This is a genomic window from Pseudomonas sp. NPDC089534 (assembly GCF_044749305.1).
Lineage (GTDB): Bacteria > Pseudomonadota > Gammaproteobacteria > Pseudomonadales > Pseudomonadaceae > Aquipseudomonas > Aquipseudomonas ekonensis.
Genome location: NZ_JBIVHR010000041.1, coordinates 1 through 21,258 on the forward strand (window position 1 = coordinate 1; position 21,258 = coordinate 21,258).

20 protein-coding genes are annotated in these 21,258 nt (G+C 52.1%); all 20 read left to right on the plus strand.

Annotated features, from left to right (window positions below; genetic code table 11):
• The coding region (locus tag ACIP0B_RS14585; protein WP_400832960.1) for a 30S ribosomal protein S1 at positions 1 to 1,179 on the plus strand (1,179 nt) is incomplete at its 5' end.
• A 203-nt stretch (positions 1,180 to 1,382) separates the two neighbouring features.
• Positions 1,383 to 1,661, plus strand: coding sequence for a hypothetical protein (locus tag ACIP0B_RS14590; RefSeq protein WP_400832961.1), 279 nt, complete (start codon positions 1,383 to 1,385; stop codon positions 1,659 to 1,661).
• 153 nt (positions 1,662 to 1,814) lie between these two features.
• Positions 1,815 to 2,108, plus strand: a complete 294-nt coding sequence (ihfB, locus tag ACIP0B_RS14595) for an integration host factor subunit beta (protein WP_025805547.1) — start codon at positions 1,815 to 1,817, stop codon at positions 2,106 to 2,108.
• Between the two features lie 27 nt (positions 2,109 to 2,135).
• Positions 2,136 to 2,384: a LapA family protein gene (locus ACIP0B_RS14600; RefSeq protein WP_400832964.1), complete on the plus strand. Its 249-nt coding sequence runs from the start codon at positions 2,136 to 2,138 to the stop codon at positions 2,382 to 2,384.
• Positions 2,385 to 2,829: 445 nt separating this feature from the next.
• Positions 2,830 to 3,750 (plus strand): glycosyltransferase, encoded by a 921-nt coding sequence (locus ACIP0B_RS14605; RefSeq protein ID WP_400832966.1) that lies wholly within the window; start codon positions 2,830 to 2,832, stop codon positions 3,748 to 3,750.
• 470 nt (positions 3,751 to 4,220) lie between these two features.
• Positions 4,221 to 5,201 carry a glycosyltransferase family 2 protein gene (locus tag ACIP0B_RS14610; protein ID WP_400832968.1) on the plus strand — a complete coding sequence of 327 codons (981 nt, stop codon included), beginning with the start codon at positions 4,221 to 4,223 and terminating at the stop codon, positions 5,199 to 5,201.
• 4 nt (positions 5,202 to 5,205) lie between these two features.
• Positions 5,206 to 6,264, plus strand: a complete 1,059-nt coding sequence (gene rfbB, locus ACIP0B_RS14615; RefSeq protein WP_400832969.1) for a dTDP-glucose 4,6-dehydratase — start codon at positions 5,206 to 5,208, stop codon at positions 6,262 to 6,264.
• Complete coding sequence (gene rfbD, locus ACIP0B_RS14620; RefSeq protein WP_400832971.1) at positions 6,261 to 7,160, plus strand: dTDP-4-dehydrorhamnose reductase; 900 nt, start codon at positions 6,261 to 6,263, stop codon at positions 7,158 to 7,160. Before rfbB ends, rfbD begins: the two co-directional genes overlap by 4 nt.
• A 2-nt stretch (positions 7,161 to 7,162) precedes the next feature.
• Positions 7,163 to 8,044 carry a glucose-1-phosphate thymidylyltransferase RfbA gene (gene rfbA / locus ACIP0B_RS14625; protein ID WP_400833050.1) on the plus strand — a complete coding sequence of 294 codons (882 nt, stop codon included), beginning with the start codon at positions 7,163 to 7,165 and terminating at the stop codon, positions 8,042 to 8,044.
• Positions 8,045 to 8,147: 103 nt separating this feature from the next.
• A complete protein-coding gene (locus tag ACIP0B_RS14630) occupies positions 8,148 to 9,275 on the plus strand; it encodes a DegT/DnrJ/EryC1/StrS family aminotransferase (protein ID WP_400832974.1) in 1,128 nt (375 codons plus the stop codon).
• Positions 9,272 to 9,766: a GNAT family N-acetyltransferase gene (locus ACIP0B_RS14635; RefSeq protein WP_400832976.1), complete on the plus strand. Its 495-nt coding sequence runs from the start codon at positions 9,272 to 9,274 to the stop codon at positions 9,764 to 9,766. The genes ACIP0B_RS14630 and ACIP0B_RS14635 overlap by 4 nt, the downstream gene beginning before the upstream one ends.
• Positions 9,767 to 10,564, plus strand: coding sequence for an ABC transporter permease (locus tag ACIP0B_RS14640; protein ID WP_400832979.1), 798 nt, complete (start codon positions 9,767 to 9,769; stop codon positions 10,562 to 10,564).
• Between the two features lie 80 nt (positions 10,565 to 10,644).
• Positions 10,645 to 11,310, plus strand: coding sequence for an ABC transporter ATP-binding protein (locus tag ACIP0B_RS14645; RefSeq protein ID WP_400833051.1), 666 nt, complete (start codon positions 10,645 to 10,647; stop codon positions 11,308 to 11,310).
• Between the two features lie 10 nt (positions 11,311 to 11,320).
• The gene (locus tag ACIP0B_RS14650; RefSeq protein ID WP_400832982.1) at positions 11,321 to 13,894 is read left to right on the plus strand and encodes a glycosyltransferase family 2 protein; all 2,574 of its coding nucleotides are present in this window, start codon (positions 11,321 to 11,323) and stop codon (positions 13,892 to 13,894) included.
• Between the two features lie 9 nt (positions 13,895 to 13,903).
• Entirely contained in the window at positions 13,904 to 15,148 is a 1,245-nt protein-coding gene (locus tag ACIP0B_RS14655; RefSeq protein ID WP_400832984.1) for a class I SAM-dependent methyltransferase, read from the plus strand.
• Positions 15,138 to 16,322: a hypothetical protein gene (locus ACIP0B_RS14660; protein ID WP_400832987.1), complete on the plus strand. Its 1,185-nt coding sequence runs from the start codon at positions 15,138 to 15,140 to the stop codon at positions 16,320 to 16,322. Before ACIP0B_RS14655 ends, ACIP0B_RS14660 begins: the two co-directional genes overlap by 11 nt.
• 349 nt (positions 16,323 to 16,671) lie before the next feature.
• On the plus strand, positions 16,672 to 17,640 hold the full coding sequence (locus ACIP0B_RS14665) for a UDP-glucose 4-epimerase family protein (RefSeq protein ID WP_400832990.1): 969 nt from the start codon (positions 16,672 to 16,674) through the stop codon (positions 17,638 to 17,640).
• The gene (locus tag ACIP0B_RS14670; RefSeq protein ID WP_400832992.1) at positions 17,637 to 18,665 is read left to right on the plus strand and encodes a glycosyltransferase family 4 protein; all 1,029 of its coding nucleotides are present in this window, start codon (positions 17,637 to 17,639) and stop codon (positions 18,663 to 18,665) included. Before ACIP0B_RS14665 ends, ACIP0B_RS14670 begins: the two co-directional genes overlap by 4 nt.
• A 107-nt stretch (positions 18,666 to 18,772) precedes the next feature.
• Positions 18,773 to 20,767, plus strand: a complete 1,995-nt coding sequence (locus ACIP0B_RS14675) for a polysaccharide biosynthesis protein (protein ID WP_400833054.1) — start codon at positions 18,773 to 18,775, stop codon at positions 20,765 to 20,767.
• Between the two features lie 110 nt (positions 20,768 to 20,877).
• Positions 20,878 to 21,213: a ComEA family DNA-binding protein gene (locus ACIP0B_RS14680; protein ID WP_400832994.1), complete on the plus strand. Its 336-nt coding sequence runs from the start codon at positions 20,878 to 20,880 to the stop codon at positions 21,211 to 21,213.
• Positions 21,214 to 21,258 lie beyond the last annotated feature (45 nt).

Consider the following 21,258-nt stretch of genomic DNA (forward strand, 5'->3'; position numbering starts at 1 on the left):
GTTTCCCGTCGCAGCGTCCTGGAAGCCGAGAACTCCGCCGAGCGTGAAGCTCTGGTGGAATGCCTGCAGGAAGGCCAGCAAGTCAAAGGTATCGTCAAGAACCTCACCGATTACGGCGCATTCGTCGATCTGGGTGGCGTGGACGGCCTGCTGCACATCACCGACATGGCCTGGAAGCGCATCAAGCATCCTTCCGAGATCGTCAATGTCGGCGACGAGATCGACGTCAAGGTTCTGAAGTACGATCGCGAGCGCAACCGTGTTTCCCTGGGCCTGAAGCAACTGGGTGAAGACCCATGGGTCGCTATCAAAGCCCGTTACCCAGAAAGCACCCGCGTCATGGCGCGCGTGACCAACCTGACCGACTACGGCTGCTTCGCTGAGCTGGAAGAAGGCGTTGAAGGTCTGGTGCACGTTTCCGAAATGGACTGGACCAACAAGAACATCCACCCTTCGAAAGTCGTACAAGTCGGCGACGAAGTGGAAGTCATGGTTCTGGACATCGACGAAGAGCGTCGTCGTATCTCCCTGGGCATCAAGCAGTGCAAGTCGAACCCATGGGAAGACTTCTCTGGCCAGTTCAACAAGGGCGACAAGATCTCCGGCACCATCAAGTCGATCACCGACTTCGGTATCTTCATCGGCCTGGACGGCGGCATCGACGGTCTGGTTCACCTGTCCGACATCTCCTGGAACGAAACCGGCGAAGAAGCCGTGCGTCGTTACAAGAAGGGTGACGAGCTGGACACCGTTATCCTGTCTGTTGACCCAGAGCGTGAGCGCATCTCCCTGGGCATCAAGCAGCTGGAAAGCGATCCGTTCTCCGAGTACGTTCAAGAGAACGACAAGGGCGCTATCGTCAAGGGTACCGTGAAAGAAGTTGACGCCAAAGGCGCCATCATCGTTCTGGCCGACGACATCGAAGCGACCCTGAAAGCCTCCGAAATCAGCCGTGACCGCGTTGAAGACGCGCGTAACGTCCTGAAAGAAGGCCAGGAAGTCGAAGCCAAGATCATCAGCGTTGACCGCAAGAGCCGCGTAATCCAGCTCTCGATCAAGTCGAAAGACGACGCTGAAGAGAAAGAAGCCATCCAGAGCCTGAAAGCAGCTCCGGAAGGTGAAGCAGTTGACACCACCATGGCGGCACTGCTGAAGCAAGCAATGGCCAAACAGAACTAAGTTCTGTCTGATCATGAAAAGGGCGACTTCGGTCGCCCTTTTTTGTGCTTGCGATTTAATGGGTTGCTCGCTCTCCGTTGATTTGGCGCAAACATTCCCTTTTTCCTGCGGTCTGCTTCTTTAGTCGGGTCAATCGCCTTTTCGCGTCTAGGCTTAATCTGAAGATTGCAGTAGTCAGGCAGATGCCTGGCATAAGGAAGCGAATGAGCAAGCTAACTGTCTTGATGGGCGTGCTGATGTTGGCGGGTTGCACTACGGTCGCCAAGACTCATGCAGTGCGTGGTGTCAGCGGAATCGAGGTTGACTGCTCTGGTTTGGGGTCGAGTTGGGAGAGGTGTCAAAAGCGTGCGGCGAAGGAGTGCAAGGGGGCGGGTTACAAGGTGATCACGCGTTCTGATGATGCCCGGGATGAAGAGGGATTTCCCTTTGGGTTCAATCCTGCGGGCTACGTCACTCGAACCATGCTGGTGATTTGTCGGTGAGCGGGTCTTGGCCTGGATGGTGGCTCGATGCCATTGTCAATGGATGCTTCGAACAGCTAAAAGATATGTCAACCCCTGGGCTGTTCAAAATCATCCGGGCGTGCTACAACCTTTCAAGCACTGATCTAGCTGCTTGAAAAAGAAGGGAAAAATATGACGAAGTCGGAGTTGATCGAACGAATTGTCACCCATCAGGGGCTGCTCTCATCCAAGGATGTTGAGCTGGCCATCAAGACCATGCTTGAACAAATGTCCCAATGTCTCGCCACGGGTGATCGAATAGAGATTCGTGGTTTTGGCAGCTTTTCCTTGCACTATCGTGCGCCGCGTGTAGGTCGCAATCCTAAAACTGGTCAGTCCGTCAGTCTTGACGGTAAGTTTGTTCCGCATTTCAAGCCAGGCAAGGAGCTGCGCGACCGTGTGAATGAAGAGGAGGAGGGGGTTTGACAGTTGCTACCAATGAGGGTGTCGGTCATGCGTAATTTCAAGCGCATGCTTCTTGGTGTTTTTGCGTTATTGCTGGTGCTGGTGGTTCTGGTATTTGTTCTTGAGAACCAACAGTCGGTATCACTGTCGTTTTTGGGGTGGGCCGGGCCACAGCTCCCAATAGCGCTGGTGATGGTGTTTGCGCTGCTGGTTGGTATGGTGATTGGGCCGGTTGCCGGTTGGGTTTTGGGGCTTCTTTCTCGAAGCTCGGGCAGACGACGTATTCAATCGCGATAGGGTGCCAAAGGCTATTGAGCGGGTGCGACTGATTCAAGTGCATCAGTAGGGCGTTCGTTGGGCTGTTAGGTGCGGCACTGTTTACGATTCGGAAAATCATCTCTCCGTTCCCTTCGCATCGGCTGATCTGGCTCTGTGGAAAGTCGCGCTGATTCTTCCTGAGCACGTGGATTGGGCTGCGATGGCGGGCTCTGCCTTATGTCCTTGCCTGAAACGGCGCTGTGCATTCGCAATCTGCAACATGCAAACAGGCCTATGGTAAGCGTCGGATTCTGAAGATTGGAGTCAATCCCCTTTTTGTCGGCTGGGCGTTCATCGTTAATCGCTCCTGGTGCCTTGTTTCGGACTATGGTTGGTGTCTGAGGGAAGCTGTTGGATTTGAAGTCAATCTGACCGTAACCCCGGTTTTTAGAGTTTCAATACTCAATGTTACAAGTGGGAAGGCATGTTCGTGGAATTACCAAAGGTCGCAGTCTTGTTGGCTGCCTACAATGGCATGCAATGGATAGAGGAGCAGGTGGCCTCTATTCTTGCTCAGTCAGATGTTGATGTGACCGTGTTTATCAGTATCGACCCTTCCGCTGATGGGACTGAGTCGTGGTGCGCAAAGCTTGCGGCTAATGAGCCGAATGTCATTGTTCTGCCCTTTGCGGGGAAATTTGGTGGTGCTGCTCGGAACTTCTTTCGGTTGGTTCGAGATGTTGATTTTGATGGATTCGATTTTGTCGCCTTTTCTGATCAGGATGACATTTGGCACAAGAACAAGCTTCAGCGCGCTGTTTCTCAGCTCGAACGGCATTGTGCAGACGCTTACTCAAGTAATGTCACTGCCTTTTGGTTGGATGGCAAAACCCAGTTGCTGGACAAGGCTCAGCCTCAAGTTGCGTGGGACTTTCTTTTCGAAGCGGCGGGGCCAGGTTGTACTTATGTCCTGAGCAAGCGATTGGCTGAACCCCTAAAAGTGCTGATGTTGGACAGGTGGGCGGCTTTGCAGGGAGTGAGCCTGCATGACTGGTTCTTTTACGCTTATGCGCGTAGCCACGGGTACAAATGGTATATAGATTCGGTGCCTTCCATGGATTATCGTCAGCATGGGGGTAATCAAGTCGGGGCCAATACAGGGGTGCGCGCTTTAGTATCCCGATACAAAACTATCAACAACGGCTGGTGGTTCGGTCAGGTTCGATTAATTGCTCAGCTGTTGGGGCGAGAGGTTGATCCATTTGTAAAGAGTTGGCTGTCTTTGGGACGCTTGCAATTGTTCAGGCTCTCGATGAGTTTCTGGCGTTGTCGACGTCGGGTGCGCGATAAGATGCTTTTTTTATTTGTCTGCTGGATATTGATGCTGACAGGGAAAAAAGTTTAGTGATGTTTCACGGTCGCTGCTTTAGCCGTATTCCGGGGGAGGTCGGGGCCGTTGTCCCCCCCCCTAACCCTCTGATAGTGGGGGTGAGAAGCGCTCATCTTCGCACCGATGATCGGCCTCCAGTGTTCAGCTGTCTGAATGTGTCCGGAGTCGGTGGGGCGATTTCTCTTGCATGCGCAAGTCGCTGGCCGACGCCTCCCGAGTCCACTTGATCAGATGTGGAGAAAGGTTGTCGGCAGCCCGCTATCCGCAAGCGGAATGAGCGACGCTGGCCGCCGTCCTCCCGTTTCTCTGCTTTGGTCTGCAGGCGAGCGAAGCTTTGTGGCTGTCGTCGCTTTTTTGAGTATGCGCTGCGCCAATTGATGTAGAATGCGAGTCCGTATCGCGATGGGATGTCGCGACGGAAAGTGTAGTTTTTACAAGTGATGGATGCCTTTGTAAGGCCCACAGTTCGTGCATAGAGGGATTTTGTGACGGTTTCCAACCAGCCTTTTGCTGTAGATCCCGCTGTCCAGGTAGCTGGGGAGCGTACTGCGAATGTCGCAATCCTTATGTGTACTTACAATGGTGCATCATTTCTGGCTGAGCAACTCGAATCACTTGAGCGGCAAACGCATCGCAACTGGACGCTTTACGTTTCTGACGATGGCTCTCAAGACGCTACGCTGGATATTCTGCGATCGTTCAGGGAGCGGTGGGGGAGCGAGCGGCTCCAGGTTGCGAACGGCCCCAAGCGGGGGTTCGTCGCCAACTTTCTGTCCTTGATCTGTCGAGCCGACATCGATGCGGATTTCTTTGCCTGGTCGGATCAGGACGATATCTGGAAAGCTGATAAGCTCCAGCGGGCGCTCGCTTGGCAGCAATCAATCCCAAGCCATACCCCCGCGCTGTACTGCGGCCGCACCGAACTGATCGGCGAGTCAGGCGCAACGTTCGGGTTTTCGCCACGGTTCAGTCTTCCTCCCCGCTTTTCCAATGCGCTGGTTCAGAACATCGGTGGTGGGAACACCATGGTGTTCAACCGGACAGCGCGTGCGCTGATGCTTGAGGCGGGCGATCGCGTAGCTGTCCCGTGTCACGATTGGTGGGCCTACCTGCTTGTTTCCGGAGCTGGAGGGATTGTTCATTACGACCCGGAACCGATGGTGCTGTACCGTCAGCACGATGAAAACCTGATCGGAGGCAACTCCGGCTGGGTTGCGCGCTTCAAGCGGTTCCCCCTGATTTTTCAGGGACGGTTTTGCGAATGGAACGATCAGATCATTCCTGCGCTCGAGGCAATGAACCATCGTCTGAGCCCTGGGCATCAAGTGACCCTCGCTCAATTCAAAACTGCGCGCAATCAAACACTCTTCTTAAGGATCTCAGGTTTCCTGCGGGCTGGGATATACCGGCAGACTTTGTCCGGAAACCTGGGACTTGTTCTCGTGGCTCTACTGAAAAAGATCTAAATATATGACCATCTTAGTCACCGGCGGCGCCGGTTTTATCGGGGCGAACTTCGTACTGGACTGGCTGGCGCAGTCGGATGAGCAGGTGATCAACCTGGACAAGCTGACCTATGCCGGCAATATGGAAAGCTTGGCCAGTCTGGAAGGGGATGCGCGACACGTATTTGTGCAGGGAGATATCGGTGACAGCGCGCTGGTGGCGCGGCTGTTGTCTGAGCATCAACCGCGTGCAATCCTCAACTTTGCTGCCGAGTCCCACGTCGACCGTTCCATTCACGGTCCGGAAGACTTCATTGAAACCAATATCGTCGGAACCTTCCGCCTGCTGGAAGCTGTTCGGGCCTATTGGGGTGCGCTCGAAGAAAGCGCCAAACAGTCGTTCCGCTTTCTGCACGTTTCCACCGACGAGGTTTACGGATCGTTGGCAAAGGATGACCCGGCGTTCACTGAAAATCATCAGTACGAGCCAAACAGTCCATATTCTGCGAGTAAGGCTGCCAGCGATCACTTGGTGCGCGCGTACCACCACACCTACGGATTGCCTGTACTGACCACAAACTGCTCGAACAACTACGGGCCCTATCATTTCCCGGAAAAGCTCATTCCGTTGATGATCGTGAACGCCTTGGCCGGCAAGCCTTTGCCTGTATACGGCGATGGCCAGCAAATTCGCGACTGGCTCTATGTCAAAGACCACTGCAGCGCCATTCGACGCGTTCTGGAGGCAGGGGTGGTCGGCGAGACCTACAACGTGGGTGGTTGGAACGAGAAGCCAAACCTGGAGATTGTCCATACCGTTTGCGGGTTGCTGGACGAGTTGCGTCCACGTGCGGATGGTCAGCCGTACCACCAGCAGATCGCCTACGTTACCGATCGTCCGGGCCATGACCGCCGCTATGCGATCGACGCCCGGAAACTCGAGCGGGAATTGGGCTGGAAGCCGGCAGAGACGTTTGAGACAGGCATTCGCAAAACTGTCGAGTGGTATCTGAACAATCAAGCATGGGTCGGTAATGTCACCAGCGGAGCTTACCGGGATTGGGTAAGCAGGCAGTACGCATGAAGAAAATTGTACTGTTTGGTAGCAACGGGCAAGTAGGGTGGGAGCTGCAAAGCTCTCTGCCGCTGCTTGGAAACCTGGCGGTTTGCGACCGAAGTAAAGTCGATCTTTCTGATTTCGACGCTGTTTCAGCTTATCTTGAACAAGAGCGTCCCGATATTATTGTCAATGCGGCCGCATACAATGCGGTTGACCAGGCGGAGACTTCTGAGGAAGACGCGCAACGGATCAATCACGATCTGGTCAAGGTGTTGGCCGACTATGCCGCGGGCAAGAGTGCCTGGCTTGTGCACTATTCGACTGATTACGTTTTTGACGGTGCGTCTGAACGTCCATACGCTGAAACTGATGTCACCAATCCGTTAAATGCCTATGGGAGATCAAAGGCCCAAGGAGAGCAAGCGGTCGTGGCTAGCGGCTGCAACCATCTCTTGCTGAGAACGAGTTGGGTCTATTCCGCTAGGGGTCGCAATTTTGCCAAAACGATATTGCGCCTTGCTGAAACCAAAACCGAATTTTCAGTAGTGGATGATCAGACTGGGGCTCCGACAAGCGCCTCTCTAGTTGCAGACATCACTACACTTTGCCTTTACCAAGTTTTAAATAGTTCGAATCCCGAGGCGTTGAGTGGTACATACCATGCGGTAGCGTCGGGCCATGCGAGTTGGTATGAATATGCTCGTTATTTGGTGTCTGAGGCTGTAGGTTTGGGCATTCCTCTGAGTTGCACTGAGCACGACATACGTGCTGTAAGTTGCTCGGAGTATCCTACTAAGGCAGTCAGGCCGAAAAATTCGAGACTTGATAACAGTAAAATTCAAAACGCGTTCAATATATGTATTCCTGATTGGAAGATTAATATTAAAAGAACGCTTTCTGATATGGTTAGGCAGGGATGATTATGCAGCGCAAAGGTATAATTCTGGCAGGTGGTTCCGGTACGCGTTTGCATCCGGCTACGCTCGCTATTTCAAAGCAGTTACTTCCGGTTTTTGATAAGCCGATGATCTACTATCCTCTCAGCACATTAATGCTGGCGGGGATACGAGACATATTGATTATCTCCACGCCGCAGGACACTCCGCGCTTCGAGCAGCTTTTGGGTGACGGCGCAAAATGGGGAATCAATCTCAGCTATGCCGTTCAACCGTCTCCGGATGGCCTCGCCCAGGCGTTCATCATCGGCGAGGAGTTCCTCGATGGCAGCGCATGTGCCTTGGTGCTCGGCGACAACATCTATCACGGACATGATTTCCAGGAGCTCCTGGCAAACGCGATGCAGCGTGACAGCGGCGCGAGCGTTTTTGCGTATCACGTGAATGACCCTGAACGCTATGGCGTGGTCGAGTTTGATAAATCCGGCAAGGCCATCAGTCTGGAAGAAAAGCCTTTAGTGCCAAAATCCAGCTATGCCGTGACTGGCCTGTATTTTTATGACGCAAACGTCGTGGAAATTGCCAAGAGCATCAAACCCTCCGAGCGCGGCGAACTGGAAATCACCGACGTGAACCGCGTCTATCTCGAGCGCAACAATCTCTCCGTAGAGATCATGGGCCGGGGATATGCCTGGCTGGATACCGGAACGCACGAGTCTCTTCTTGAGGCGAGTCACTTCATTGCGACTTTGGAAAATCGTCAAGGCCTCAAAGTTGCGTGCCCTGAAGAGCTCGCGTGGCGCAAAGGCTGGATCTCGGATGAACAATTGCTCGCTCTCGCTATGCCGTTAATCAAAAACGGATACGGAAAGTATCTGAAGCGTCTCTTGGAACACGAGAGTCATTGATTTTGTAAGCCGCAGAAGCAGTTCTCTTCGGACTGTCCTGTGAAAGATGTAATTGGATTGAAACATTAAAACCGCACAGCACTTGTAATTCGAGGCTAAATACATGTCTATTCAACTGTTTGTACCTAAATTTCGTGTCGACGAGTGCCTCGAAGGCATTCGTGAATGCCTTGAGAAAGGCTGGACTGGGTTGGGTTTTAAAACCGTTGAGATGGAAGAGGCGTGGAAGTCCTACACCGGGCTCCCTCATGCACATTTTCTTTCGTCGAATACCGTAGGTCTTGAGCTGGCTCTTCGGTTGCTCAAGAGCAAGAACGGCTGGGATGACGATGCAGAGGTCATCACCACTCCGCTGACGTTCATCTCGACCAACCATGCCATCCTGTATGCAAACATGAATCCAGTGTTTGCAGATATCGACGACTCCCTGTGCCTGGATCCAGCCAGCGTCGAGCAGCGTATTACCGACAAGACCAAAGCACTGATCTTCGTGGGTATTGGTGGGAATGTCGGTCAGTACTCGAAGATTATTGAAATCTGTAAGGCGCGCAACATTGCCTTGATTCTTGACGCTGCCCATATGTCTGGCACCCGCATTAACGGACGTCATGTATGTCCTGAAGCGGACGTCGTCGTGTTCAGCTTCCAGGCTGTAAAAAACCTGGCGACCGCCGACTCCGGCATGATCTGCTTCAAAAACGCAGAAGATGACGAGCGTGTTCGCAAGATGAGCTGGCTGGGCATCAACAAAGATACGTATGCCCGTACCGCCGCTCAGGGCGCGTACAAGTGGATGTATGACGTTGAAGAGGTTGGCTTCAAGTACCACGGCAACTCGATCATGGCAGTAATGGGTCTGGTGGCTTTGAAGTACCTGGATCGTGATAACGCCTACCGCCGTCAAATCGCAAAATGGTACCGCGAGAATCTGGAAGGCAACGCAAAAGTACGCTTTATCGATATCAACCCAGAGTGCGAGTCCTCGACTCACCTGGTGCAGATTCGTGTCAACAACCGCGAAGAACTGATGCTGGCGCTCAATGAGCATCAAGTGTACCCAGGCGTGCATTACCGTGATAACACGGAATATCGTATGTATGCGCACGGCAAAGGCACTTGCCCTAAAGCAGCCTTGGCGTCCCAGGAAATCATTTCGCTGCCGGTACACATGGGGCTGACCAAAGCCGATGTCGATACCGTCTCCCAACTGGTAGCCAAGTACGCAAAATGAAACCAAGCCTCCGCTCAGCATCCGATGAAGTTGTCAAAATCCGACTGTTAGAACCGGCCGATCTAGAGGCCACTCTGAACTGGAGGAATAGAGACGAGAACCGTAGATGGTTTATCAATTCAAACATCATTGAATGGGACAATCATGTCAAATGGTTCGAGTCCTATCAAAAAAAATCTGACGATTTTGTGTTTGTCATCGAATCGGATGGTGAGCGGGTTGGCCAATGTGCGGTCTATGGCATAGATCTGCAGAGAAAGCGCGCCGAGGTTGGGCGCTTTCTCGCTGCGCCAGAGGGCGCAGGTAAAGGTTACATCAAGCGTGGCTGCCAGCTGCTGATTGAAACGTGTTGGCAGCAGCTTGCGCTTGATAGCGTGTTTCTAGAGGTTCTAGAAGAAAACGTCAGGGCGATCAAGTTATACGAAAAGCTGGGCTTCAATGAAGTTTCCCGTCACGGTAAATTAATAGTGCTTGAGCTAAATAGGCTTTAGATGATCAGTCAGAATAGTTTTTTATCCAATACACTGAAGTCGCTTGCTGAGTGGCGTGTATGGTCGTATATGGGGCTTCAGGATATCAAGGCCCGTTTCCGTAGATCGGCAATTGGCCCACTTTGGATCCTTATAAACCTGGCGATGATGGTTTTGGGCGCAGGTGTGGTTTATGGGGTTCTTCTCAAACAACCGATGGCAGAGTTTCTCCCCTATCTTACTTGTGGTTTGATAGTTTGGGGATTCTTGGTTGCCTCGTTTGTTGAGGGTGGTTACGCATTTATTAGCTCTGAAGGGTACATTAAGCAGTTTTCCTTTCCAAAGCAGGTTTATCTATTTCGGGTGCTGGTAACTCTATTTGCGGTGATGCTGATAGGTGTTTTTGCATTGGCCGGCACACTGTTGTTTTTCGACCGGTTCAATCCAATGGGCTGGTTGTATGCACTGCCTGGTCTTGGAATCCTTCTGGTTGCGGGGTTGGGGCACATTACTCTTAGTGCCTACCTCTCTGCTCGTTTCAGGGATCTGCCGCACGCGCTGACTGGGATCTTTCAGGTGTTGTTCTTTGTTACGCCTGTGTTGTTTCCGGTTGCCATGCTCAAGGATCGCGGTTTTGATTTTGTCTACAAATACAATCCTTTGTACTACTTGGTAGACGTCATCAGATTCCCTATCCTGGAAGGGACGTTTGCAGTCCAGCAGGATTATATTTTTTGCGGAGTTTATCTGTTGCTTCTATGGGCGGCCTGTATAGTTCTTGGCTCCAAGATGGATAAGAAACTGGTCTATATGCTATGAGCGATATTTCAATAACTTTGCGTGACGCAAGTGTCGTATTTACCGGGCGTACTGATTATTTCGGACGCTTCAAAAATACTTTGTTGCGCCGTCCGGCTTCCTCTAACACCACCGAATACAAAATCAATGCGCTGTCCGGTGTCAACCTTTCTATTCAGAGAGGGGAACGTGTTGGGCTGATCGGTTTGAATGGCGCTGGTAAAAGCACGCTTTTGAAAGTGATGGCCCGCATTTACCCAACGACTACCGGTGTAGCACAGACTTACGGGCATGTATGTCCAATGTTCGAATTCGCGACAGGTTTTGAGATGAACCAGTCCGGATGGGACAACATTAAAATTCGTGCGTTGTTGTTGGGGTTGAAGCCAAAGGAAATCAACGCGAAGATGCATGAAATTGCTGAGTTCTCGGAGCTTGGTGAATTTTTGAACTACCCTGTGCGCACTTACTCCGCAGGCATGTTTATTCGTTTGGCATTCTCTGTGTCCACTGCGATCAACCCTGAAGTTCTCTTGCTTGATGAAGTCATGGGGGCAGGGGACATTAACTTTGCCCATAAGGCCCAGGAGCGCATGAAGAAATTTATGACTCAGGGCAAGATTTTGGTTTTTTCGAGTCACTCACCGGATTTGGTCAGTGATTTCTGTGAGCGCACGATCTGGCTTGAAAAGGGAAAGCTTCGTATGGATGGAAAAACTGATCAAGTTCTGAAAGCTTACTCAGAAAACTACTCGGCAACTGCTTAGGGCCTTGAGCATGAAAGTCAGAGATCTCATTAGAGACACGCTATGGTTGCCCGGCCGTTCTTATGCTGCTGGAGAGGCTCCTATTGTCTCGGTTTTGCTGCCGACGTTCCGGCGGGCAAAAAGCGGCAAGTTTCGCAAAGCTATCGAGTCAGTTTTGAGCCAGACACTCACTGAGCTTGAACTGATCATTGTCGATGATGCAAGCACCGATGGCAGCGCTGATATTATTGCGGAGTTCATGGAGAAGGACGGGCGAGTAAGCTGCCTTCGACATGTTCAAAATATTGGGTTGCCAGCGATCTCTGAATACGAGGCATATTCCAAGTCGCGCGGTCGTTATATAGCATTTGCATTTGACGATGATGTTTTCTTTCCTGATGCGTTGGAAAAGCTGTACCTTCATGCTCAAACCACACCTGACCAATTGATCTATGGATCTGTTGCGATGAGGGTTCGTGAGTCGGAATCTGGCGAGGAGAGGGTTGAACACCTGGGCGCCTGCCTGGCTGCGAACAATATCAATAGCTGGAATTACGTCGCGAACAATGCGGTCTTAGTGCCGCGCTTTATTCTTGACGACATTGGCCTATATGACCCACATATCCTCATGACGCGGGTGTGTGACTGGGATCTGTGGCGAAGAATATCAAGAAAATATATCCTGCGTTACGTAGATGTGAGCGTTGGTGAAGTAGGCGGGCCTGCGACCAATGACAGTCTTGGGAAAACCTATGCGCTGGATAGTTGGGCTTCTGAAGAACGGATGAAGCAGGAGCGCAATTTCTCATTGCGCCCGGATAACTTTGAAGATTATGACATTTTCAGGCTGCCTGAATTTACAACGCACTGTACGTCTGTCGCCGCAAGAGAAATGGCGGTTGCGCATGCGCGCACGAGAAAAAACTTCAACACCGATAGTTCGTTAGTGAATTCGAACGACAACAAAAGGATTTTGGTTGTCACGGCTCAGCATGATGCAAGCACGATCTTGACTTTCGACTATCTGCCGGAGGAATGGAAAAGCCGGATACGGGTTATTCGTCCTTGGAACTGGCCGATCGATGAAATAGCACACGCCAGTTGCGTCATATTTGTCAGGCAGATCGAGCCTTTTTCCGAGTGGATAAACGCGGCAAAAAGCCTAAACATACCGTGCTATTATTTTATCGACGATAATCTCACTCTTCTTCAGGAGCAAAGAGAAATTGTCGGTTTTGAAGATGTCAGTAAGCAAACGTTAAGGCGCAAGCTTAAAGATTTTGCTGGGGTTCTGACCAGTACGCAAGCTCTGCAAGACTATTTCAATGAGCATCTGCTTCATTCAAATGTTGGGCTCTTCCCGCCCTCGTTTCGAGAGATGAAAATAGTTGCTAATGAAGTTTCTGTGGCTTGCGAACAGCTGGTTATCGCATTTGCTGGCGGTTGGCATCGTTTGTCTGCGCTTCAGGATGTAGTGCTGCCTGCTCTTCATAAATACGCAGAGGCGCACAGGAAAGTCAAGTTAGTCATCGGTGGTGTCGGTAACTCTTTCTTGGACAAGCTCAAGCAGCATGATCGAGTCGAATTGGTGACGGTGCCGTATGAGTTAAATTGGGAAACTGCGCTTTTGCAGATATCCAATCACTCTCCAGATATACTCATTCATGCTCCCAGCGATTCGTCTAACAACCAGTACAAGACGCTGAATGTGGCGATGTCCGCTAATGTGATGAACGCGTTGCTTGTCGTTCCGGATTACCCTCCTTATTCCCAAGCCAAAGAGCTTGGTATTGGCTACGTCGTATCTTCACCATCCAGCGCTCTTTCCTGGCTGAGAATGCTGGAGAATTTGGATGCCTCCGAGATTTCGGCATTCAAAAAGAATAATAGAGAGTTCTGTGAAGAGCACTTTTCAGGAGCCATCAGTTGCAAGGCTCTTGAGTCGATTTCAAAGTCCAGTGCATTTAACGGATTCACTACTGTAGAGAGTAGATTGAAACAGCTCGTCAGGGGGCAAGGTGGAAGCATTGCTGTTGCCACCGGCGATTCGATAAACAGCACACATAAGCTGATTGAAAGTCTTGAAGAACTGGCAAGGCTGAGGCAGGCCACTTCGATTTCCAAGCGTTTGAGTTTTATGGCTCGGAAACACGATTTGTGGGAGAGCCTGATGCCGGCATTCAGCCGAATGAAAGAGTTTTCCTTGGCCACCAAGGGGAAAAGTGCGGATACCATCCTAGAGCTATCCAAGTCACTGCATGACGTTCCTTATCTTGAGTATACGATTAATACGTCGGCAAACATCAGATCCATCCTGCTGGCGTTCGCGACAGACGGACTTCAGGATGGATTGGTCGGTATTGAACTTGTTGGCAGTTCTGGGGAAATAATCCTTCACAAATCTGTGGCGCTGAGTTCGGTAGATCTGTCTTCGCCGGTTGAGTTTTCAGTGGATTATGTCGCTGAAGATCCTTTGGCTGACTATAAGCTCCGTGTCTTTGCGCGGGCGCCGCACCCTGTATATGTGTTTGAGCTGGTCAAGTACCGTTATGCGGGCTTGAAGCGTCTTCCTATATATCCTTTTGTGGAAATATCGACTGTATAGGTATTGCCAATGAAGCTAGATGTAGGCTGTGGGCCAAAATGCCTTCCGGGATTTGTCGGTGTTGACAGATTTCCGCTCCCAGGTGTTCAAGTGATAGCGGATCTGGATAAACCGTTACCTTTTGAAAATGACTCTGTCGAGGTTGTGCATGCGGCTCATAGTCTGGAACATGTCTCGGACTTGATGTTTACGATGAGGGAGCTCTATCGCGTCTGTAAGCATAGGGCTCAAGTTTGTATCGTCGTACCCTATTACGAGCAGAAGCTCAACCTGGCTAATCCTTATCATCTTCAAGTGTTCAATGAGCATACACCTAGGTTTTGGTCGAGTTGTACCTGGGCACCTATCGACAGGGAAGAGTACTACCATCCGCACGCGGTCACTTGGGGCCTATCGCAGTCTGATAATTCGAACCCAGGATTGGAAATTCGATTGCTGCGGATGGAATTTTTTTACTTTCCTCGGTTTAGTCAACTTGATGCCTCTCATCAAAGAGAAGCCCGACAGCGTCTGACTGATGTTTGCCATCAAATTGTTTATCATCTGGTTGTTTGGAAGGATGATGGCGATGATGGGTACGTTGAGCTCACGAAGAATCTGGAGGCGTATCCATTTCTGGATACGCCTGCGCTGCAGCAGTCCAGGGCCGATGGGGAAGCTTTTCAGGCACAAGCGCTTTCCTCGCTGACACATGCGGAACAACAGTTAGACGCGAAGCTTAAAGCGCAACATGACCATATTGTTGAGTGCGAGCGAAAACTGGTTAGAAATGAAAAACTTACGGCGTTTTTAATGGGAAATCCCCCATTGCCTGCAGCCGATCGACAACGCTTGGATGATTACCTGCATACCCATTATGGTTCTTCTGAGCCACGAGATTACAAGTTAGGGAAGGACGTGCCAAGTGAAGGCTACATTGAGTATGTGGTAGCTGGGAGCGGGGCGTTTAACTCCATTTCGGTATGTGTTTATTTATCAGATGATTCTGAAGATGCGCAGTTGGGCGTCGAACTGGTTAGCAAGAACAATACAATTTTGTGGTGTTCGCTTGCTCAGTTGTCCGACGTGGATGTTGTTGGTGTTGTAGACTTTTCTATTGGTGAGGTTTTTGATCTGGAAGATTTAGCCGTTGTTCGATTTTTTGGACGTTGCTTTGATGTCGGTGTCAAGGTTGTGGAATGTTCTGTTATGTCTCGCTGGCCTTTGCGCCAAAGTAAATTAGTTCCGTATGCATGTTTTTCAAATGATGAGTGATGTAAAAGCCAGTGTTGATGTTCTTCTGATTGTTGAGGCGGATATCGCAACGACGCAGTTAACAGAGCAGTTGCTTTCGGAGTGTTTGGGCTCCGGTGTCAGGTACAAGAAAGTATACCTTTCAGAGCTTGATGAGAAGGTTTTCTCCAGCTCGGCGTTACCACTGTTCGTGAGGACGGCGGATCCTGTCGCAGTCTATTGGATGGAAGCCCTAAAGCGCAGCGGTATCCCATATTTCTACTATATTGATGACAACTTTTGGTTGATTGAAGGCGATACGCCGTTAGCTAGGTATTACAAGCATCCGATCGTTCGTCGTTCGTTGAAGTATGCTGTGGAGAATGCGCATACTGTCATCACCAACTCCGTGGCTCTTAGGGAGTTCTTGCTGCCTAAGAATCGGAATACTGTACTTTTGCCCGCTTTTTTTGATTTTTCCTTGCTTCCGGCCTCTGCTGTAGAGCCCGTCGCGGAGTATCGAATCGGTTTTGCGGGAAGTCCATCGCGTGATGCTGATCTGAATATTCTAAGGGATGTCATTCCTTATTTTCTTTCGCGTAGAGAAAATGTGTCATTTGAGTTTGTCGGTTGTTTTCCGAGTTGGTTGGAAGAAACGGACAGGGTTCGGTTTTTCGGGCATATGAATAGCTATGCAGATTACATAGCGTTTCAGGTGCAGCGCGGTTGGAAAATTGGCTTGGCCCCGTTGGACAGCAAAACATCCAATAAATACAAAACGAACAATAAGTATCGTGAGTATTCTGCGTTCCAGTGTGCCGGAGCTTACTCGGTATCTGAGAGTTATGTCGGCTCGGTAGTAGATGGAGTCACCGGGGTGCTCGTCGAGGAAAATACCGCAGAGTCCTGGATTGCCGCTATCGAACGCTATCTGGATGACGAGTCATTCAGGGCTGCTGTCGCCGAACGGGCCTACAATGATGTCAAGAGTCGATTTGACATCGCCGTGGTTGCGACGCAATGGGCGGAAATATTCCAGCAAGGCGGCAGCCTGCTCAGCAACAGAAAGTTGTTGCCTGTGCATGCGTCACGCTGGGGAGGGATCAAGAGGAGACTCTCTCACTATTGGTTGCTGCTTGAGATTTCGATGTATGAGGGTGGCTTGAAGCTGACTGCATATCGAGTGCTGAGGAAGTTGTTGCGTCGTATTTTCTAGGAGCACGCAGGTAAGTTCTCATGTCTATTGGCTAGTTCTGTGCGTGTCTGAGTCGGCGCGCCCCTTCAATTTCGTAAAATGCGTTCCGGCGTTGTTTTTTCAAAAGAAGGGGTCGCGCTGCGTGCTTTCGGTCAATCTTTAAACGGTTTGGCTTTCAGAGTTTTGGCGTTTCCCAGGCGCCCCCCATTACAGCTGGTGCAGGGCGGCAAGCGAGTGGGCTGCTGGCGTTTGCTGTTCTTGGTCTGCGGGGGCGCTGCAAGGTCATTCTGGGGCGCACCAAGGGAATTTATCCTGCGTGCAATTCGTGATAGATTGAGTCTATGCAGTCTATTATTTGAATCGGTCTAAAATGCCCCAAAAAATACTTGTCACTGGTGCGACAGGCTTCCTTGGAAAGTCCTTGGTTCAAAAGTTTTGCACTTTTTCGGAAACTTCGGTGATCGCTCCCCTGCGAGATGTTAATTGCGCGCTGCCTGGGAGCGTAGAAAAAGTATATGTATCGAATATTGATGACACTACAGACTGGCGAGGTTGCCTGGATGGCGTCGACGTGATCGTGCATGCGGCGGCACGAGTGCATGTCATGAACGAGGCTCCGGGGCAGTCGATTGACAAGTTTCGTGATGTAAATGTAAAGGGAACGCTGCGTCTGGCGGAGCAGGCCATACAGGCTGGGGTTAAACGATTTATCTTCATCAGTTCCATTAAGGTCAACGGCGAATCCACCGCGGCCGGGCAAGCATTTTCGGCGGACGACATTCCACAGCCTTTGGATGCCTATGGGGTCTCCAAATTTGAAGCAGAGCAGCAGTTGCTGCAGCTTGCCGGGACTGGATTGATCGAGGTTGTGATTATCCGCCCGGTACTTATTTATGGTCCTGGGGTGGGCGCGAATTTCAAGCAAATGATGCATTGGCTCGCCAAGGGGATTCCTCTGCCATTCGGAGCGATACACAATCTGCGAAGCCTCGTTTCGCTCGAGAATGTCGTTGACCTGGTCAGTGTCTGTGTCAGTCATCCCCGTGCCGCAAACCAAATCTTTCTGGTCAGCGACGGTGAAGACCTCTCGACAACGCAATTGATGCGACGGCTTGTTTCTTGCCTTGGCGTAAAGACGTGGCTCGTACCTGTTCCTGTGGCCTTGCTGAACCTCATGGCCCGGCTGACGGGACGGGGCGCTGTCGCTCAGCGGCTTTTCGGCTCCTTGCGGGTCGACATCAAGAAGAATCGGGAGTTACTGGGTTGGCGTCCGCCTTTTAGCGCGCATGACGGTTTGAGGGCGACCGCAGAGCACTTTCTGGAGTCTCGTAAACAATGAGTTACACGTGGTTTGTACCGGTGGTTGTCGGCATTTCCTTTTTGCTGACGGCAATGCTGCGCAGGTATGCGCTATCCCGAAGTCTGATGGATATTCCCAACGCCCGCAGTTCTCATGTTGTCGCGACGCCGCGCGGCGGTGGTGTCGCAATTGTTGTGGCCTTTTTGATTTCGTTGGGCTTTCTCTACGCCAACGGTTTGATTACCGGGGCATTTTTTTTCGCGAATGCGGGGGCCGGCGGGGCCGTTGCCTTGATTGGCTTCATGGATGACCATGGTCATATTGCCGCCCGCTGGCGGTTGCTGGGCCACTTCACATCGGCCATTTGGCTGTTGGGTTTGATGGGCGGGCTTCCACCCGTTCACCTGTTCGGCCTCTCCATGGATCTGGGATGGGCGGGCTATGTGCTGGGTGCCTTCTATCTGGTCTGGTTGCTCAATCTCTACAACTTTATGGACGGCATTGACGGCATCGCCAGTGTGGAGGCGATTTGCGCCTGTCTCGGCGCTTGTCTGCTTTACTGGATGACGGGGCTGGACAATCTGATTTGGGCCCCGTTGCTGCTGGCGGCCTCAGTCGCCGGTTTTCTTTACTGGAACTTCCCGCCTGCAAGGATTTTCATGGGGGACGCAGGCAGCGGTTTCCTTGGAATCGCACTGGGAGGCTTGTCTCTGCAAGCCGCCTGGGCCAGTGCGCCAATGCTGATGGCCTGGATCATTTTGCTTGGGGTTTTCGTTGTCGATGCTACGTTTACGCTGTTGCGCCGCTTGCTTCGGGGCGAAAGGGTCTATGAGGCACATCGCAGTCATGGCTACCAGTTCGCTTCGCGTCGTTTCGGCAGGCATTTGCCGGTGACTGTCGCGGTCGGTGCGATCAATCTGTTCTGGCTGTTGCCGATTGCTGTTTGCGTCACACGTTTCGGTCTGGACGGCGCCTTGGGAGTGATCCTGGCCTACACGCCTTTGATCGCGTTGGCGATAAAGTTTCGAGCAGGGGACGTCGAGACTGCAGCGACTCAGAACTAAGCAGAAACCTGTGTGTCATTTACGATTAGAATCATCGCGAGGCCCTCTTGAGCTATCTCCATGGCAGTGGGCTGCTGAAAGGAGTGAGTGAGGTGATTGAAGGGGTTATGGGTAAGCTCAGAGGCTACCTGTTAGGTCTGCCCAGACGCCGCAAAAGGCTGATCCAGGTCGCGACGGACATTGTGCTGGTCTGGGCCGCGTTGTGGCTGGCTTTCATCGTCCGGTTGGGGCTGGACGATATGTACAACCCTTTGAAGGTGCATTTCTGGCTGTTCGTCTGCGCCCCGATCGTCGCGATTCCCTTGTTCATTCGTTTCGGCATGTATCGTGCGGTCATGCGCTATTTCGGCAATGACGCCCTCATCGCGATCATCAAGGCCGTCAGCTTGTCCGCGCTGATACTGGCGCTTGTTGTCTACTGGTACAGCAATCACGAAGCTGTGGTTCCTCGCTCGATCGTCTTCAACTATTGGTGGTTGAGTCTCGTCATCATCGGTGGCCTGCGTCTCTGCATGCGCCAGTACTTCATGGGTGACTGGTTCGCCGGCGCTCATCACGTGCCTTTTACGAGTCGCGAGGAAAGCCTCGTCAAAGTGGCGGTGTACGGCGCAGGCGTCGCCGGCAACCAACTGGTGGCGGCGCTGCGTATGGGACGAACCATGCGCCCCGTCGCGTTTATCGACGACGACCCCAGCATCGCGGACCGGGTGATCGCCGGCCTGCAAGTGTACAAACCCAAGCACATTCAACAGATGATCGACGAAACAGGCGCACAGGAAATCCTGTTGGCGCTCCCGTCGTCGACCCGTGCACGGCGTCGGGAGATTCTGACGCTGCTGGAGAGTTTTCCGCTGCACATCCGAAGCGTTCCGAATTTCACTGACCTGGCCAGTGGCCGGGTAAAGGTCGAAGATATCCAGGAAGTGGACATCGCGGACCTGCTGGGACGCGACTCCGTGCCTGCGCAGCCGGATTTGCTTGAGCGCTGCATCAAAGGCAAGACGGTTTTGGTGACCGGTGCGGGTGGCTCGATCGGGGCGGAACTCTGCAGGCAGATTTTCGCCCTGGGGCCGACGACGCTCCTGTTGTTCGAACACAGTGAGTTCAACCTCTACAACATTCTTTCGGAACTGGAGCAGCGTGCCTGTCGCGAGTCGGTTCCGGTCAGGCTGCTGCCGATCCTGGGTTCCGTGCGTCACCAGGACAAGCTGCTGGATGTGATGAAAACCTGGAAGGTCGACACCGTTTACCATGCGGCCGCCTACAAGCATGTGCCGATGGTTGAGCACAACATTGCCGAGGGCGTGCTGAACAATGTGATCGGTACGCTGAACACCGCTCAGGCGGCGTTGCAGTCAGGCGTTTCCAATTTCGTGCTGATCTCGACCGACAAGGCTGTTCGTCCGACCAATGTCATGGGCAGCACCAAGCGTCTGGCCGAGCTCACTCTCCAGGCCTTAAGCCGCGAACTGGCTCCGGTTCTGTTCGGCGACAAGTCCAACGTTTCCAGGGTCAACAAGACCCGCTTCACCATGGTCCGTTTCGGTAACGTGCTCGGTTCGTCCGGTTCGGTGATTCCGCTGTTTCACAGCCAGATCAAATCCGGAGGCCCGCTGACGGTCACCCATCCGAAAATCACCCGCTACTTCATGACGATTCCGGAAGCTGCGCAATTGGTGATTCAGGCGGGCTCCATGGGGCAGGGCGGCGATGTGTTCGTGCTGGATATGGGGGAGCCGGTCAGGATTGTCGAACTGGCAGAGAAAATGATTCATCTCTCCGGTTTGAGCATCCGCTCCGATCGCAATCCGCAGGGTGACATATCCATCGAGTTCACAGGCTTGCGCCCAGGCGAAAAGCTCTACGAGGAACTGCTGATCGGCGACAACGTAGCCGCTACGCCTCATCCGATGATCATGACAGCCAATGAAGATCACTTGCCTTGGGAGATTTTGAAGTCCCGACTGAGCGAGCTGCTGGCGGCTGTCGAAGCGGATGACTACTCCCGCGTCCGTCAACTCCTGCGCGAAAGCGTCAGCGGGTACACGCCGGACGGAGAGATCGTTGACTGGATCTACCAGCAACGTCGCCTTGAGCCTTGATTGTTTCACATCCTGTAACGGACGCATTTTTGACTTGTCCCATTCATCGCCTAATTTTGAGGAGCAGCTTCGGAAAGGCTGCTTTCTAAAACGATGATGGAGCGTCACTCATGCGTACCGGTTACTTCTGTTCTCTGATGTTTGCTCTTCTGACAAGTGCCTCGATCGCAGCGATAGCTGCGCCTGCGGTCCCGGCGGAGTCGGGCAAGGCACCATTGGTGCTGGGGGCGACGTCCTCCGTGGACGTTGCGAAGGTGGATCTGAACAGTGCCGATGCAGCGACCCTGCAAAAGGAACTGGCAGGGATCGGGGAAGCCAAGGCCAAAGCGATTGTTGCGTATCGGGAAACAAATGGCCCCTTCGCATCGGTCGATGAGCTGCTGGAGGTGAAGGGCATCGGCAAGGCGATCCTGGATCGCAACCGCGAGAAGCTGGAAGTCAACTAATCTGATCATTCATCGCCACGAGGCCGGTCATTGACCGGCCTTTTT

Coding starts and splice junctions, on each gene's coding strand:
- ACIP0B_RS14680 (WP_400832994.1), top strand. CDS start 20,878: ATGCGTACCGGTTACTTCTGTTCTCTGATGTTTGCTCTTCTGACAAGT.
- rfbB (WP_400832969.1), top strand. CDS start 5,206: ATGACCATCTTAGTCACCGGCGGCGCCGGTTTTATCGGGGCGAACTTC.
- ACIP0B_RS14605 (WP_400832966.1), top strand. CDS start 2,830: ATGTTCGTGGAATTACCAAAGGTCGCAGTCTTGTTGGCTGCCTACAAT.
- ACIP0B_RS14635 (WP_400832976.1), top strand. CDS start 9,272: ATGAAACCAAGCCTCCGCTCAGCATCCGATGAAGTTGTCAAAATCCGA.
- rfbA (WP_400833050.1), top strand. CDS start 7,163: ATGCAGCGCAAAGGTATAATTCTGGCAGGTGGTTCCGGTACGCGTTTG.
- ACIP0B_RS14640 (WP_400832979.1), top strand. CDS start 9,767: ATGATCAGTCAGAATAGTTTTTTATCCAATACACTGAAGTCGCTTGCT.
- ACIP0B_RS14665 (WP_400832990.1), top strand. CDS start 16,672: ATGCCCCAAAAAATACTTGTCACTGGTGCGACAGGCTTCCTTGGAAAG.
- ACIP0B_RS14630 (WP_400832974.1), top strand. CDS start 8,148: ATGTCTATTCAACTGTTTGTACCTAAATTTCGTGTCGACGAGTGCCTC.
- ACIP0B_RS14655 (WP_400832984.1), top strand. CDS start 13,904: ATGAAGCTAGATGTAGGCTGTGGGCCAAAATGCCTTCCGGGATTTGTC.
- ACIP0B_RS14675 (WP_400833054.1), top strand. CDS start 18,773: ATGGGTAAGCTCAGAGGCTACCTGTTAGGTCTGCCCAGACGCCGCAAA.
- ACIP0B_RS14590 (WP_400832961.1), top strand. CDS start 1,383: ATGAGCAAGCTAACTGTCTTGATGGGCGTGCTGATGTTGGCGGGTTGC.
- rfbD (WP_400832971.1), top strand. CDS start 6,261: ATGAAGAAAATTGTACTGTTTGGTAGCAACGGGCAAGTAGGGTGGGAG.
- ACIP0B_RS14670 (WP_400832992.1), top strand. CDS start 17,637: ATGAGTTACACGTGGTTTGTACCGGTGGTTGTCGGCATTTCCTTTTTG.
- ACIP0B_RS14650 (WP_400832982.1), top strand. CDS start 11,321: ATGAAAGTCAGAGATCTCATTAGAGACACGCTATGGTTGCCCGGCCGT.
- ACIP0B_RS14600 (WP_400832964.1), top strand. CDS start 2,136: ATGCGTAATTTCAAGCGCATGCTTCTTGGTGTTTTTGCGTTATTGCTG.
- ACIP0B_RS14660 (WP_400832987.1), top strand. CDS start 15,138: ATGATGAGTGATGTAAAAGCCAGTGTTGATGTTCTTCTGATTGTTGAG.
- ihfB (WP_025805547.1), top strand. CDS start 1,815: ATGACGAAGTCGGAGTTGATCGAACGAATTGTCACCCATCAGGGGCTG.